Genomic DNA, 14888 nt, shown 5'->3' on the forward strand with positions numbered 1-14888 from the left:
ACCTCGACTTCTTCGCCCGGGAGGTCCTGCCGCGCCTGTCGGCGTAGGGCGGGCGCCGCTGCTGACTCTGCTCCGACCGTCCAGAAGTCGTCGCACTCGCGCTCGACTGCGACGACTCCTGGCTTCTCGCGGTCTCGTCCTCGCGGCTCCGCGCCGAGTGCGACGACTCCTGGGCACTCGCGGGCTGCGGGCAGCACGCTCCGGCCCGCGCGCCCGGGCGTCCGTCCGCGCTGCGGCCTACGCTGGAGGGATGGCGGACACGATCGAGCGCGCGGACGAGCGCCTGGCGACCCGCTCGGCGGCCGAGGTCCCGTGGATCATGCTGGTCTGGGACGATCCGGTCAACCTGATGTCGTACGTCTCGTACGTCTTCCGCAGCTACTTCGGCTTCGGCCGGGCCGAGGCGGAGCGGCTGATGCTGCAGGTGCACACCGAGGGGCGCGCGGTCGTCGCGACCGGCAACCGCGAGGAGATGGAGCGGCACGTGGAGGCGATGCACGGCTACGGCCTGTGGGCGACGCTGCAGAAGGCCGACGCGTGAGCGCCCCGCTGCGCCCCGCGGCCGCGGAGACCGGAGAGCACCCCGCTCGCGGCATCCGAGGACTCGGCTGATGCGCGCGTTCCGCCGCGACTCCTCCGGGGCGGCCGTCGCCCGCTTCGACCGCGGGGAGGCCGGGATCCTCCGCCACCTGGCGGGCGAGATGCTCGAGCTGCTCGACCGCGGGGCGTCCTCGGAGGAGGCCCGCTCCGATCCGGCGCTCGCGCGCCTCCTGCCCGACGCCTACCGCGACGACGCCGAGGCGGCCGACGAGTTCCGCCGCTTCACCGCTCCGGACCTCGCCGCCCGAAAGATGGACGACGCCCGCGCCGTCACGGCGGCCCTCGACGCCGGCGACGGCACGAGTCACGGCCGGATCTTCGAGGGGCTGGGCGAGGTCGCGGTCCGTCTCGAGGAGCCGCAGGCGATCGCCTGGCTCCGCGCATTGACCGACATGCGGCTCGCTCTGGCCGTGCGGCTCGGCATCGACGACACCGACGACGTCGTCCCGGAGGAGGGGAGCGCGGCCGCGATCCGCAGCGTCTACGACTGGCTGGGCGGCGTGCAGGACGGACTCGTCCGCGCCGTCGACGTGTGATCCACTCGTCCCTCTAGCGATTCCACAGCTGTGGACAACCCTGTGGAAAGGTGTGGAGAACCGGCTCCGGGAGCACCTCCGAACGGCGGAGCGCCGGGCGCGGGGGTGTGGAAACGCGTAGCGTCCACCCTGTGAACACTCCGAGCACCGCCGACGCCCAGCGCACCGCCGACGACATCCAGGACTCCCGGGCGGTGCGGACCCTCGCCCGCGGCGGCTTCGCGGCGAACGGCCTCGTCCACCTCCTGATCGGAGTGATCGCCCTCGGCGTGGCCCGCGGCGGCGGAGGCGAGGCCGACCAGAGCGGTGCTCTCGGCGCCGTCGCGGCGCAGCCCGGCGGTCTGGTGATCCTCTGGATCTGCACGGTCGGCCTCTTCGGCCTGGCGCTGTGGGGGCTGCTCGAGGCGTTCCTCGTCCGCCCGCGCGAGAGCGCCCTGAAGACCTGGGGCAGCCGGCTGAAGGAGGCGGGCAAGGCCGTCGTCTACGGCGCCCTCGGCGTGACGGCGCTGAAGTTCGCGACGGGCGGCGGGTCGAGCTCGTCCGAGTCGTCCGAGAGCGCGAGCGCGCAGGTGCTCTCGGCGCCGGGCGGAGTCGTGCTGCTCGTGATCGCGGGACTGGCCGTCCTCGCGGTCGGCGGCGTCTTCGTGTACCGCGGAGCGAGCAGGAAGTTCCTCGAGAACGTCGCGGAGCCGGGCGGCACGGCGGGCACCGTCGTCACCGTGCTCGGCGTCGCCGGCTACGTCGCCAAGGGCGTGGTCCTCGGCGCTCTCGGCGTGCTGCTGATCGTCGCCGCCGTCACCCATGATCCGGAGCAGGCGGGCGGGCTCGACGAGGCGCTGAAGTCGCTCGTGGAGCTGCCGGCAGGTGTGCTCCTCCTCGGCTTCGTCGCCGTCGGGCTCATCGCCTACGGGCTCTTCTGCTTCGCCCGCGCGCGCTGGCCGCGCCTCTGATGTCGGATAGCGGATCCGCTCCTTACATGTCACCCCCCCTTCCGCGCAACTGGTCCCGCCGTCCCGGAGTCGGTGACACGCTGAGGCCTGTGAGTGCTGGAGGCGAGGACGCGACCGGTGGACGGGTGCGTCCGCCGCTGACGCAGGACGCCGCCCGTCTGCTGACCCGCTCCGCCACGGGGGACGCCTCCGCTCTGGGAGTGCTCGTCGACCGCTTCGGCGGCCTCGTCTCGGCGTGCGTCGGCACGGTCCAGGCCGACCCGGCCGGCCGCGACCGGCTCTGCACCGACGTCTTCACCGCCGTCTGGCGCCGCTCCCGCGAGGGCGCCCGCTCGCCGGAGCCCGTGCTCTGGGTGCTCGAGGTCCTCTGCGAGACCCTCGGGTCCGCGCACGAGCTCGCCCGGCGTCCGCTCGGCAGCAGCCTGCTCGCCCTCGACTGCCCGGACCGCGAGCTCCTGCTGCTGGCTGCGGCCGGCGGCTTCTCGCAGGCCGAGATCTCGGCGCTGACCGGGATCGACGAGTTCCGGCTGCGCTCGATCCTCCGGAACGCGCTCGAGGCGCTCCAGGGTCGCGACAGCGATCTTCTGACGGCCTGACCGCCGGAGCCGTCGCGGGAGTAAAGTTGAGTCCGTCGAACTCAACTTTCGAGCCACGGAGGAGACCACCATCATGCAGGCCGGTCGGATGCCCCAGCAGGACGAGAAGTCCGCACTCGAGCAGTACGGCGTCAACCTGACCGCCATCGCGGCGAGCGGCAAGCTCGATCCGGTGATCGGGAGGGATGCCGAGATCCGGCGCGTCAGCCAGGTGCTCACGCGCCGCACCAAGAACAACCCCGTTCTCATCGGCGAGCCCGGCGTCGGCAAGACCGCCGTCGTCGAGGGGCTCGCGCAGCGGATCGTCGCGGGCGACGTCGCCGAGAGCCTCAAGGGCAAGCAGCTCGTCAGCCTCGACCTCTCGGCCCTGATCGCCGGAGCGAAGTACCGCGGCGAGTTCGAGGAGCGGCTGAAGGCCGTGCTCCAGGAGATCGAGGAGTCCGACGGCCGGATCATCACCTTCATCGACGAGCTGCACACGCTGATGGGCGCGGGCGGCGGCGAGGGATCGGTGGCGGCCGCGAACATGCTCAAGCCGATGCTGGCGCGCGGCGAGCTGCGGATGATCGGCGCGACGACGCTCGACGAGTACCGCCAGTACATCGAGAAGGACGCCGCTCTCGAGCGCCGCTTCCAGCAGGTCTTCGTCGGCGAGCCGACCGTCGAGGACACCGTGGCGATCCTCCGCGGGCTGAAGGAGCGCTACGAGGCGCACCACAAGGTGGCGATCGCCGACTCCGCCCTGGTCGCCGCCGCGTCGCTCTCGAACCGCTACATCACCTCCCGCCAGCTGCCGGACAAGGCGATCGACCTGATCGACGAGGCCGCGTCGCGGCTGCGCATGGAGATCGACTCCGCTCCCGTCGAGATCGACGAGCTGCGCCGCTCCGTGGACCGGCTGAGGCTCGAGGAGCTGGCGCTGAAGAAGGAGAAGGACGAGGCCTCGAAGGCACGGCTGGAGAAGCTGCGCGAGGACCTGGCCCGCCGCGGCGCCCAGCTCGAGGAGCTGCAGGAGCGCTGGGAGCGCGAGCGCGCCTCCCTCAACCGCGTCGGCGAGCTCAAGAACCGGCTCGACGCCCTGCGGATCGCCGCCGAGCGGGCGCAGCGCGAGGGCAAGCTCGAGCGCGCGTCGAAGCTGCTCTACGGCGACATCCCGGTGATCGAGCGCGAGCTCGCGGCCGCCGAGGCGGAGGAGGAGCCGGCCGAGGGCCGCATGGTCAACGAGCAGGTGACGGCCGACGACATCGCCGCGGTGATCGCCGCCTGGACGGGGATCCCCGTCGGGAGACTCCTGCAGGGCGAGACCGAGAAGCTGCTGCACCTCGAGACCGAGCTGCACCGCCGACTGATCGGCCAGGACGAGGCGGTGTCGGCCGTCGCGGACGCGGTGCGCCGCACCCGCGCGGGCATCTCCGACCCCGACCGGCCGACCGGCTCCTTCCTCTTCCTCGGGCCGACCGGCGTCGGCAAGACCGAGCTGGCGAAGGCGCTCGCCGACCACCTCTTCGACGACGAGAAGGCGATGGTCCGCATCGACATGTCGGAGTACGGCGAGAAGTTCGCCGTCTCGCGGCTGGTCGGCGCCCCTCCCGGCTACATCGGCTACGAGCAGGGCGGCCAGCTCACGGAGGCAGTCCGCCGCCGCCCGTACTCGGTGGTGCTCCTCGACGAGATCGAGAAGGCGCACCCCGAGGTGTTCGACGTCCTGCTCCAGGTGCTCGACGACGGCCGGCTCACCGACGGCCAGGGGCGGACGGTCGACTTCCGCAACACGATCCTCATCCTCACCTCCAACCTGGGGTCGCAGTTCCTCGTGGACCCGGCGCTGTCACGGCCGCAGAAGGAGGAGGCGGTCCAGCAGATGGTGCGCCAGGCCTTCAAGCCCGAGTTCGTGAACCGGCTCGACGACATCGTGATCTTCGACGCGCTCGACCGCACCGAGCTCGGCGAGATCGTGTCGCTGTACGTCGACCGGCTGTCGAGGAGGCTCTCGGAGCGACGGCTCGACCTGGCGGTGACGCCCGCGGCCCGCGGATGGCTGGCCGAGCGCGGCTACGACCCGCAGTACGGCGCGCGGCCGCTGCGCCGGCTGATGCAGCGGGCGATCGACGACCAGCTGGCGACGGCGCTGCTCGGCGGCACGGTGCGCGACGGGGACGTGGTGCTGGTGGACGTGGCGCCGGACGGTGAGAGCCTGTCGGTGACTGCCGGGATGCCCGCGTCGGACTGACCGGGGTGCTCGACCCCTGTCGCGAGTCCGACTTCTGCGTACTCGCAGGGGAGAGGAGCGCGCGGGTGGCGACGGAAGTTCCCTCCACAGGGCGCGCGAGGGCGGGAGTCGTCCACAGTCGCGGGATCCGCGGCGCGCCCGTCCGGCGGGCTCCGTAGCGTCGGCGGCATGTCCTTCGAAACGCCCGGCGCCCGGATGGCCGACCTCCCTCCCGAGGAGAGGCCGAGGGAGCGCCTCCGCGCCTACGGACCGGAGGCGCTCACCGACGCCGAGACCCTCGCCGTGCTCATCGGGGCCGGCGTCCGCGGCGCCAACGCGACCGTCGTCGCGCAGCGCCTCCTCGCGCGCTTCGGCGGCATCGACGCCGTCGCCCGGGCCGGGGTGGCCGATCTGATGCGGCACCGCGGAGTCGGCGAGGTCGCCGCCTGCCGCCTGGTCGCCTCCTTCGAGCTGCGGCGGAGGATGAACCGCGCCTCGCGCGCCGCCCGCGTGACCGACGCCGCCGGCCTGGCCGGGCTCGTCGCTCCGCTGCTGGCCGCCCGGCCGGTCGAGACCGTGCTGGCGGTGGCGCTCGCCGAGTCCGGAGCCGTCCGCGACGTCCTGACGCTGGCCGATGGAGCCCCGGCGCACGCCGAGATCCCCGTCGCCGCCGTGCTCGCCGAGGTGCTGGCGCGCGGCGCGGCGGGCATCGGCCTGGCGCACAGCCACGCGGGCGAGGCCGTGGTGCTCCCCTCCGACCGTGCGGCGACGCGGGCGGTCGCCGACGGGGCAGAGGCGTGCGGCCTGCGGTTCCTCGCGCACGTCGTGATCGGGCGCGACGGCTGGGCGGAGGCGCAGCCGTGACGCGGCGCAGGGCTGCTGCGGGGCCGCTCCGTTCCGGCAGGACGCCTCCCGCCCCGCGCCGGACCGCCCCCGACCGTGCCCCGGCTCTCCACCTGTGCCGCGTCGGCGCGCGTTCGTGCAAGCCCCCGCCTCTCCGGCACCCGCGGCCGGTCGCGGGCGTACCGTGGACGCCGACCCCACCCCCCTCCCGACCAGGAGCACCCATGCGAGCAACACTCATCCACGGCGAGCGCGACATCCGACTCGAGGAGGTCCCCGACCCGCAGCTCTCGACGGGGCGCGACGCGATCGTCCGCGTCACCGCGGCCTGCGTCTGCGGCTCCGACCTCTGGCCCTACCGCGGCGTCACTCCCACCAAGGAGGCGCACCGCATCGGCCACGAGTTCGTCGGCGTCGTCGAGGAGATCGGCGACGACGTGCACGACGTCGCGGTCGGCGACTTCGTGATCGCCCCGTTCTACGTCTGCGACGGCACCTGCGCGAACTGCGCCAACGGCGTCTCCACCTCGTGCCTCACCGGCGGCTGGTGGGGCGCCGAGGTCCGCGAGGAGGGCTTCGCGGACGGCGCCCAGGGCGAGAAGGTGCGCGTGCCCCTCGCCGACGGCACGCTCTTCCGCGTGGGCATGGACCCGGATCCGGCGCTCATCCCCAGCCTGCTCACCCTCGCCGACGTGATGGGGACCGGCCACCACGCCGCGGTCTCGGCCGGCGTCACCGCTGGCTCGACCGTCGCGGTCGTCGGCGACGGCGCGGTCGGCCTCTGCGCCGTCCTGGCGGCCAAGCGCCTCGGCGCGACCACGATCATCGCGATGTCGCGGCACGAGTCGCGGCAGAACCTCGCCCGCCGCTTCGGGGCGACCCACATCGTCGAGACCCGCGGCGACGAGGGCGTCGCGCGCGTCCGCGAGCTGACCGGCGGGATCGGCGCCGACTGCGTGCTCGAGTGCGTCGGCACCAAGGAGTCGATGCAGCAGGCCCTCGACTCCGCCCGCCCCGGCGGCATGGTCGGCTACGTCGGCGTCCCCAACGGAGGCCCCGAGCTGCCCGTCCGCCAGATGTTCGGCTCGAACGTGGGCGTCAACGGCGGAGTCGCGCCGGTCCGCGGCTACATGGCCGAGCTGCTGCCCGACGTGCTCAGCGGCGCGATCGAGCCCGGTCTGGTCTTCGACCTCGAGCTGCCCCTCGAGGAGATCGCCGAGGCGTACGCCGCCATGGACGAGCGCCGCGCGATCAAGACCCTCGTGCGTCCGTAGTCCCGCCGAGGGGCGCCGGCACGGTCGCGAGGAGTAGCCTCCCGCGCATGACCGCGTCAGCCCGCACCGCCGCGACGGCGCCCCTCTTCCACCCCGACCTCGCGCTCGGCCGCTTCCTCCCGCCGATCGTCCTCGGCCCGCGACTGCTGCGCCTCGCCACGCGACGCGCCGCCGAGGGAGGCGAGGCTCCGCCCGACATCGTGGTCGACGACGTCGAGATCCCCGTCGCCGGAGCTGCTCCCGTCCGGGCCCGCAGCTACCGGCCGCGCATCCTCCGCGGTACCGCTCCCGCGCTCCTCTGGGTGCACGGCGGCGGCATGGTGCTCGGCAGCCACCTCCAGGACGAGGCGTCCTGCATCGACTTCGCCCGCACCCTGGGCATCACGGTCGTCTCCGTCGACTACCGCCTCGCGCCCGCGCATCCGGCCCCGGCTGCCGTCGAGGACGTGCTGGCCGCGTTCGACTGGCTCGTCGAGCACGCGCAGGAGCGCGGCGTCGACCCGGCGCGCATCGCCGTCGGAGGCGCGAGCGCGGGCGGCGGCATCGCCGCGGGTGCGACCCTCCTCGCCCACGACCGCGGAGGAGCGCAGCCCGCGTTCCAGCTGCTCGTCTACCCGATGCTCGACGACCGCACCGTCACCCGGTCCGGTCCTCCGCCGCGCGGCGTCCGCGTCTGGACCCCGGGCAGCAACCGCTTCGGCTGGACCGCCTACCTCGCCGGCGAGCCCGGCGGTCCCGGCGTCACGGCCTGCGCCGCCCCCGCCCGCCGCGACGACCTCACGGGCCTGCCGCCGGCCTGGATCGGCGTCGGCGGCCTCGACCTCTTCCACGACGAGGACGTCCGCTACGCCGAGCGCCTGCGCGCGGCCGGAGTGCCGTGCGGGCTCGAGATCGTGGAGGGCGCCTTCCACGGCTTCGACGCCCTGTTCCGCCGGACCGGCGTGGCGAAGCGCTTCTGGGCGGCGCAGGCCGCGGCGCTCGGCGAGGCCCTCCTCGCCTGACCTCCGCGTCGACGCGCCGGGCCGATTCCGTCTCCGGCGCTCGGCACTGCGAGGCTGAGGGGCGACGGCCGCCGCCGCCCGCGCGTCATTTGTGCCGTGCCTGCCGCGCATCCCTCTCCGCCCGCCGCCCCGCCCCGCCCCGTCTCCCGGAGGACCCATGGACATCGACCGCCTCGCCACCCGCTACGAGATCGCCCTGCCCGCCTGGATCGGTGACGCCCTCCGCGACGTCCCCGAGGTCCTCCCGAGCCTCGAGGACCGGATGGCCCTCGTGCACGCGCTCGCCGACCGCAACTTCCGCGAGGGGAACGGCGGCCCGTTCGCGGCGATCGTCGTCGAGCGCGACTCCGGTCGTCTCGTCTCGGTCGGAGTGAACGTCGTCCTCGGCAGCGGGGTCTCGTCCGGCCACGCCGAGGTGACGGCGCTCGGTCTCGCGCAGACCGCGCTCGGCACCTGGGACCTCGGCGGCGAGGGCCTCCCCGCGCACGACCTGGTCGTCAACTGGCGCCCGTGCGTGCAGTGCTACGGAGCGACGATGTGGTCGGGGGTGCGCCGCCTGGTCGTCGCGGGCTCCGGCCCCGAGCTCGAGGAGATCAGCACCTTCGACGAGGGGCCGATGCGCGAGGACTGGGCCGCCCAGTTCGAGGCCCGCGGGATCGAGGTCGTCGACGGCGTGCTCCGCGACGAGGCCCTCGACGTGTTCCGCGCCTACCGCGCCTCCGTCGACTCCGGCGAGGTGCTCGTCTACAACGCCCGCGCCGACTCCTGATACCGCGGCAGGTCCGGACTGCGCGCCGGTTCCGCGCCGGACGCACGGGAGCCCCGCCTCAGCGGGGCCCCGTGCGGTCCTGAGCTGCCGGCCGCTGGCAGCGGTCAGCGGCGGCTCAGCGCCACCAGTCGTCGAACATCGACAGCGGCACCTGGCGCTTGTGCTCGGTCGCGGCGTACCGCGCCTCGATGGCCTCGGCGACGGCCCGGTCGACCTCGCCGCCCTCGAGGTACGTGTCGAGGTCGGCGTAGGTGAGCCCGAGGTTCGTCTCGTCGGTCTGGCCGGGGTTGTCGTCGAGCAGGTCCGCCGTCGGCGCCTTCTCGTAGAGCCGCGCCGGTGCGTCCAGGTGCTCGAGGAGCGAGCGGCCCTGCCGCTTGGTGAGACCGGTGAGCGGGAGGACGTCGGCGCCGCCGTCGCCGTACTTCGTGAAGAAGCCGGTGACCGCCTCGGCCGCGTGGTCGGTCCCGACGACGAGCATCCCGGCCTGGCCGGCGATCGCGTACTGCGCGATCATCCGCATCCGCGCCTTCACGTTGCCCTTCACGAAGTCGCTGATCGGCTCGTCGACCGCGTCGCCGAATGCTGCGGCCACGCCGTCGACGCCCTGGTGGATGTCGAAGACGACCTGGCGGTCCGGGCGGATGAACGTGAGGGCGAGCTGGGCGTCCTCCTCGTCGGCCTGCACCTTGTACGGCAGGCGGACCGCGATGAAGGAGGCGTCGCCGCCGCTCGCGCGGACCTGCTCGACCGCGAGCTGGCAGAGGCGCCCGGCGAGGCTCGAGTCCTGGCCGCCGCTGATGCCGAGGACGAGGCCCTTCGCGCCGGTGCTGCGGAGGTAGTCGGCGAGGAATCCGCTGCGCCGTTCGACCTCGACGGCCGGATCGACGGCGGGGGAGACGTGGAGCTCGGAGATGATCTGCTGTTGGACGTCGCGCACGGCTTCACGCTACTCCGGATGCTCCCCGGCGGCCCCTCCTCGCCGCGGACGCGCAGGCTCCCGACGCCTCCCCGAAACAGGGTCCGCCCGCCGCGTCCGACTGGCGCGGCGCCTACCCGCGCTCGGCGACGATGCGGGTGATGCGCGCCGGGACGGTGTCGTCCTGGAGGCTCGTCACGTCTCCGAGCGGGCGGCCGTCGCGGATGTCGCCGAGCAGCCGCCGCATGATCTTGCCGGAGCGGGTCTTGGGCAGATCCGGCACCACCACCACGTCGCGCGGCTTGGCGATCGGACCGATCGCGACCGCCACGTGGTCGCGCAGGAGCGCCGAGAGCGTCGTGCCGAGCGCGGCCCAGTAGGCCGGGTCCTCCTCGGCGCGGTCGACGGCCTCGTCGGAGGGGATGACGAACGCCGCGATGGCCTGGCCGGTCGTCGCGTCGGCGACTCCGACGACTCCGGCCTCGCCGACGGCCGGATGGGCGACGAGTGCCGACTCGATCTCGATCGTGGACAGGCGGTGCCCGGAGACGTTGATGACGTCGTCGACGCGGCCGAGCACCCAGACGTCGCCGTCGGCGTCGTACTTCGCGCCGTCCCCGGAGAAGAACCACCCCTGGGACGCGTAGCGGGCCCAGTAGGAGTCGCGGTACCGCTCCGGGTCGCCCCACACGGTGCGGGCGAGCGCCGGCCCGGTCCGGTCGACCACGAGGTAGCCGCCGGAGCCGTTCGGCACCCGCTCGCCGTGCTCGTCCACCACGAGGACGCCGAGCCCGGGCAGGGCTCCGAGAGACGAGCCCGGCTTGAGGGTCGAGACGCCCGGCAGCGGGCACATCACCGCGGCGCCGGTCTCGGACTGCCACCAGGTGTCGACGATCGGGCAGCGCCCGCCGCCGATCGCCTCGTGGAACCAGACCCAGGCCTCGGGGTTGATGGACTCGCCGACGGTGCCGAGCAGGCGCAGGCTCGACAGGTCGTACCGGTCGGGCACGCCCTCGGGGAACCAGGTCATCAGCGTCCGGATCAGCGTCGGCGCCGTGTAGTAGACGGTCACCCCGTACCGCTCGATGATCTCGAAGTGCCGGGCCGTGTGCGGGGTGCTCGGGGTGCCCTCGTAGATCACCTGGGTGAGCCCGTTCGAGAGCGGTCCGTAGATCTCGTAGGTGTGCGCGGTGACCCAGGCGAGGTCGGCGGTGCACCAGTGCACGTCGTCCGGCTTCGCGTCGAACACGGCCCAGTGCGTCCAGGAGGCCTGCGTGAGGTAGCCGCCGCTGGTGTGCACCAGCCCCTTGGGCTTCCCGGTCGTGCCGGAGGTGTAGATGATGAACAGCGGCGTCTCGGAGTCGAAGGCCTCGGCCTCGTGGACGTCGCTCTGCGCATCGACCAGCTCGTGCCACCAGACGTCGCGGCCCGGGGTCCACGGGACGTCGGTCTCACCGGTGCGGCGGACGACGAGGACGTGCTCGATCGACGCGACGCCCTCGACCGCCCGGTCGGCGCTCGCCTTGACCGGCACCGCCGCTCCCCGCCGGAACTGCCCGTCCGTGGTGACCAGGAGCTTCGCGCCGGTGTCCTCCACGCGGAACCGCACCGCCTCGGCGGAGAAGCCGCCGAAGACGAGGGAGTGGATCGCGCCGATCCGCGCGATCGCGAGCGTGATGACGATGGTCTCGGGGATCACCGGGAGATAGACGACGACGCGGTCGCCCTTCCCGATCCCGAGCGCGGTCAGCGCGTTCGCGGCGCGGGAGACCTCGCGCTGGAGCTCGGCGTAGGTGATCGACCGCCGATCGCCGCGCTCGCCCTCGAAGTGGAGGGCGGTCTTCCCGCCGCGTCCCGCGTCCACGTGGCGGTCGACGCAGTTGACGGCCACGTTCAGCCGTCCGCCCTCGAACCAGGTCGTGCGCGGCACCGAGAGCGAGCCGTCGGGCAGCGGAGCGGCAGGCTCCCAGCTGTGGGCGGTGTGCCACGGCTCCGCCCACTCGAGGCGGCGGGCCGCCTCCTCCCAGAACGCGACCGGATCGGCGGCGGCGCGCGAGTACTCCTCCGCGCCCGCGTTCGCCTGCGCGGCGAAGGCCGCGGGCGGGGGGAACCGGCGGTGCTCGTCGAGCAGGTTGGCGATCGTCCCGCTCACGCTCGGAGCTCCCTCCCCGGCGCTCACGCCCACTTCCTCACGGCGTAGCGCTGGAACACGCCGACGACGGCATCGGTGAGCTTGCCCAGCACGGCCAGCAGGACGATCGCCAGGAACACCCGGTCGATCCGGCCGTTGTTCTGGCTGTCGATGAGGCGGAAGCCGAGGCCCATCGAGGAGGCGATGAGCTCGGAGGCGACCAGGAACAGCCACGACTGGGCGAGCGCGAGGCGCAGCCCGGAGATCACGGAGGGGATCACCGCGGGCAGCTGCACCGTCGTGAAGAGCCGGACGCCCGAGAGGCCGAAGGCGCGGCCCGCCTCGACGAGGTGCCGGTCGACGTGGCCGAGCGCCGTGGCCACCGTGGTGAAGACGGGGAAGAACGCGCCGATCGTGATCAGCGTGATCTTCGACTCCTCGCCGATGCCCATCCAGAGCAGCAGCAGCGGGACCCAGGCCAGCGACGGGACCGCCCGGATCGCGCCGAGGGTCGGCCCGAGGACGACCTCCCAGACGCGGGAGAGCCCGAAGAGCGCGCCGACCACGAGCCCGAGCGCCGAGCCGAGCGCGAACCCGATGAGCACGCGCTGCGTCGAGATGGCGACGTCCTGGCCGAGGTCGCCGCGCTGGGCGAGGTCGACGCCGGCCGCCCAGACCATCGCGGGCGAGGGGAAGACCGCCACCGAGACCATTCCGGTCGTCGTCGCGATCTGCCAGGCGGCGAGCAGCAGCACGGGCAGGACCGCGCCTCCCGCGACCACGAACCACCGTCGCGTGGTGAGCGGGTGGGAGCGGTCCTCGCGGAGGCGGCGCTGGGAGGCCGCGACCGACGGGCCCGCCGTCACGAGTCCGGGCTCACCCGGCATCGGCGCGGACAGCGCGCTCCGCCGCAGCACATCGGCGTCGGTCGCGGTGTCGTCGTCGCGGATCGTCATCGTCGGTCTCCTCGGATCACGGGGTCGGGGGCGGAGGGCCGGACCCTCAGGCGCCGATGGCGCTCGGGTCGGCCGCCGAGGCGTAGGTGTCGTCGAGCAGCGAGTCGAGCGCGTCGTCGACCTGCTGCTGCGAGGCGACGTCGCCGTTCTCGACGAAGATCGGGCCGATCACGGCGAGCACGTCGGTCTGCGCGGAGCCGGGGACGTTGTCGACGTCGAGGTTGCTGCGCTCGGTGATGACCGTCGTCGCCACCGCCACGTCGAGGCCGGCGACGGAGGCGAGGATGCTCGCCGTCTCGTCCTGGTTCTCGAGCGCCCAGGCGCGGGCGTGCTCGTACGCGTTCACGACGGTCTGCGCGAGGTCCGGCTTCTCGGCGAGGAAGCTCTCGGTCGCGTTGAGCAGACCGTAGGAGTTGAAGTCGACGTTGCGGTAGAGCAGGGTCGCCCCGGCCGCCTCGGCGCCGGCCATGATCGGGTCCAGGCCCGCCCAGGCGTCGACGGAGCCGTTCTGCAGCGCCGCCCAGCCGTCGGCGTGCTGCAGGTTCTGCACCGTCACGTCGCCGATACCCAGGCCGGCGGCCTCGAGCGCCTGCACCAGGAAGAAGTACGGGTCGGTGCCCTTGGTGGCCGCGATCTGCTTGCCCTTGAGCTGCTCGACCGACGTGATCGCCGAGCCGGCGGGGACGACGAGGGCCGACCACTCCGGCTGCGAGAAGATGTCGATCGTCCTGATCGGCGAGCCGTTCGAGCGGGCGAGCAGTGCGGCCGAGCCGGCGGTGGAGCCGACGTCGATCGCTCCGGCGCGCAGGGCCTCGTTGGCCTTGTTGGAGCCGGCCGACTGCACCCAGGCGACGGTGACCTGCTGCTCGGCGAGGGCGGCCTCGAGCCAGCCCTTCTCCTTGATGACCAGGCTCAGCGGGTTGTACGTCGCGAAGTCGAGCGTGAGCGTGCCGCCCTGAGTTCCTCCGGAGGCGGCGTCGGCGGTCGCGGCCGCCGCTCCTCCTCCGCCCTCGCCCTGCACGCAGCCCGCGAGGAGCGGGACGGCGGCGGCGGTGAGCAGACCGGCGAGAGCGGTGCGGCGGGTGAGCGGGGAGCTGGTGAACGACATGGGGGCCTCGGCTTCGGGGATGCGGTGACAGCGAGTGTGGACGCTGCAGGGGAGGGGCGGTGCGGGGAGGTGCTCGTGCGGTGGAGAGCGGGAGGAGGAGGCGGCTGGGGAGGGAGGTCGTGCCGCCCGGACCGTGCCGCCCGGGTGGAGGGATGCGGGTCGATCCGCCCGGGGTCAGTGCCGCTCGATGCCCAGCCCCGCGAGGAGCTCGGCCCGGTGCTCGGCGAGCTCCGCCGAGCCGCGGTCGCGCGGCCGCGCTCCGGGGACGGTGACGATCCGCTGGATGCGCGAGACGCCTCCGGGCTCGTCGCGCCCGAGGAGCACGATGCGGTCGGCCAGCTGGAGGGCCTCGTCGACGTCGTGGGTGACGAGCAGGATCGTCGCCGGAGCCGCCGCGTGCACGTCGAGCAGCAGGTCCTGCATCCGCAGGCGGGTCAGCGCGTCGAGCGCCCCGAAGGGCTCGTCCAGGAGGAGCACGCCGGGGTTCCGGGCGAGGGCGCGGGCGAGGGAGGCGCGCTGGGCCATGCCTCCGGACACCTCGCGGGGCCGCGAGCGGGCGTGCGCGGTGAGGCCGACCAGCGAGAGCAGCTCGTCGACGGCGGCGCGGGCGGCCGGGCGCGGGGTGCCGCGCGGCAGGCCGAGCGCGACGTTGTCGGCGATGCTCCGCCAGGGCAGCAGCCGCGGCTCCTGGAACGCCACCGCGCAGCGCGGGTCGATGCCGGAGACGGGGGCGCCGTCGATGAGGACGGACCCCTCGGAGGCGGTGTCCAGGCCCGCCGCGATGCGCAGCAGCGTGGACTTGCCGCAGCCGCTCGGGCCGAGGATCGCGATGACCTCGCCCGCGGCGGCCTCGAGCGTCACGTCCGTCAGCACGGGGGACCCGGGCGCGAAGGTGCGGCCGACCCCCTCGAAGCGCACGGGGAACGCCGACTGGCCGAGCTCGGCGTCGAAGGCCAGGCTCGTGCGGGCGGCGGGGGTGGCGGGCATGTCTCTCCGGGC

General features: G+C 73.8%; 14 protein-coding genes. 9 read left to right on the forward strand and 5 right to left on the reverse strand.

Annotation, left to right across the window (positions count from 1 at the left end):
- Positions 1-250: 250 nt before the first annotated feature.
- From clpS to C5C36_RS08245, 9 genes are all read left to right on the forward strand, one after another.
- On the forward strand, positions 251-541 hold the full coding sequence (clpS, locus tag C5C36_RS08205) for an ATP-dependent Clp protease adapter ClpS (RefSeq protein ID WP_104309559.1): 291 nt from the start codon (positions 251-253) through the stop codon (positions 539-541).
- Positions 542-611: 70 nt separating this feature from the next.
- The gene (locus C5C36_RS08210) at positions 612-1136 is read left to right on the forward strand and encodes a DUF2017 domain-containing protein (protein WP_104309560.1); all 525 of its coding nucleotides are present in this window, start codon (positions 612-614) and stop codon (positions 1134-1136) included.
- Between the two features lie 131 nt (positions 1137-1267).
- Positions 1268-2086: a DUF1206 domain-containing protein gene (locus C5C36_RS08215; protein WP_104222827.1), complete on the forward strand. Its 819-nt coding sequence runs from the start codon at positions 1268-1270 to the stop codon at positions 2084-2086.
- 89 nt (positions 2087-2175) lie between these two features.
- The gene (locus C5C36_RS08220; protein ID WP_146085319.1) at positions 2176-2682 is read left to right on the forward strand and encodes an RNA polymerase sigma factor; all 507 of its coding nucleotides are present in this window, start codon (positions 2176-2178) and stop codon (positions 2680-2682) included.
- Between the two features lie 88 nt (positions 2683-2770).
- Positions 2771-4912, forward strand: a complete 2142-nt coding sequence (locus C5C36_RS08225) for an ATP-dependent Clp protease ATP-binding subunit (protein WP_374952925.1) — start codon at positions 2771-2773, stop codon at positions 4910-4912.
- A gap of 168 nt (positions 4913-5080) precedes the next feature.
- The gene (locus C5C36_RS08230) at positions 5081-5755 is read left to right on the forward strand and encodes a RadC family protein (protein ID WP_104309562.1); all 675 of its coding nucleotides are present in this window, start codon (positions 5081-5083) and stop codon (positions 5753-5755) included.
- A gap of 203 nt (positions 5756-5958) precedes the next feature.
- Positions 5959-7008: a zinc-dependent alcohol dehydrogenase family protein gene (locus C5C36_RS08235; protein WP_104250697.1), complete on the forward strand. Its 1050-nt coding sequence runs from the start codon at positions 5959-5961 to the stop codon at positions 7006-7008.
- 47 nt (positions 7009-7055) lie between these two features.
- Complete coding sequence (locus C5C36_RS08240) at positions 7056-8009, forward strand: alpha/beta hydrolase fold domain-containing protein (RefSeq protein ID WP_104309563.1); 954 nt, start codon at positions 7056-7058, stop codon at positions 8007-8009.
- A 157-nt stretch (positions 8010-8166) separates the two neighbouring features.
- Positions 8167-8778: a nucleoside deaminase gene (locus C5C36_RS08245; RefSeq protein WP_181027247.1), complete on the forward strand. Its 612-nt coding sequence runs from the start codon at positions 8167-8169 to the stop codon at positions 8776-8778.
- Positions 8779-8893: 115 nt separating this feature from the next.
- Here C5C36_RS08245 and nadE read toward each other — a convergent pair whose 3' ends face one another.
- The 5 genes from nadE to C5C36_RS08270 all read right to left on the reverse strand — a co-directional run bounded on the left by nadE (position 8894) and on the right by C5C36_RS08270 (position 14876).
- Complete coding sequence (gene nadE, locus C5C36_RS08250; protein ID WP_104222821.1) at positions 8894-9715, reverse strand: ammonia-dependent NAD(+) synthetase; 822 nt, start codon at positions 9713-9715, stop codon at positions 8894-8896.
- A gap of 112 nt (positions 9716-9827) precedes the next feature.
- Positions 9828-11846 (reverse strand): acetate--CoA ligase, encoded by a 2019-nt coding sequence (acs, locus tag C5C36_RS08255; protein WP_104309589.1) that lies wholly within the window; start codon positions 11844-11846, stop codon positions 9828-9830.
- Positions 11847-11869: 23 nt separating this feature from the next.
- Positions 11870-12781 carry an ABC transporter permease gene (locus C5C36_RS08260; protein WP_258068242.1) on the reverse strand — a complete coding sequence of 304 codons (912 nt, stop codon included), beginning with the start codon at positions 12779-12781 and terminating at the stop codon, positions 11870-11872.
- Positions 12782-12827: 46 nt separating this feature from the next.
- The gene (locus tag C5C36_RS08265) at positions 12828-13889 is read right to left on the reverse strand and encodes an aliphatic sulfonate ABC transporter substrate-binding protein (RefSeq protein WP_104250694.1); all 1062 of its coding nucleotides are present in this window, start codon (positions 13887-13889) and stop codon (positions 12828-12830) included.
- A gap of 174 nt (positions 13890-14063) precedes the next feature.
- Positions 14064-14876 carry an ABC transporter ATP-binding protein gene (locus C5C36_RS08270; RefSeq protein ID WP_104222820.1) on the reverse strand — a complete coding sequence of 271 codons (813 nt, stop codon included), beginning with the start codon at positions 14874-14876 and terminating at the stop codon, positions 14064-14066.
- Between the last annotated feature and the right edge of the window lie 12 nt (positions 14877-14888).

This window comes from Rathayibacter sp. AY1G1, assembly GCF_002932095.1.
Classification (GTDB): Bacteria; Actinomycetota; Actinomycetes; order Actinomycetales; family Microbacteriaceae; genus Rathayibacter.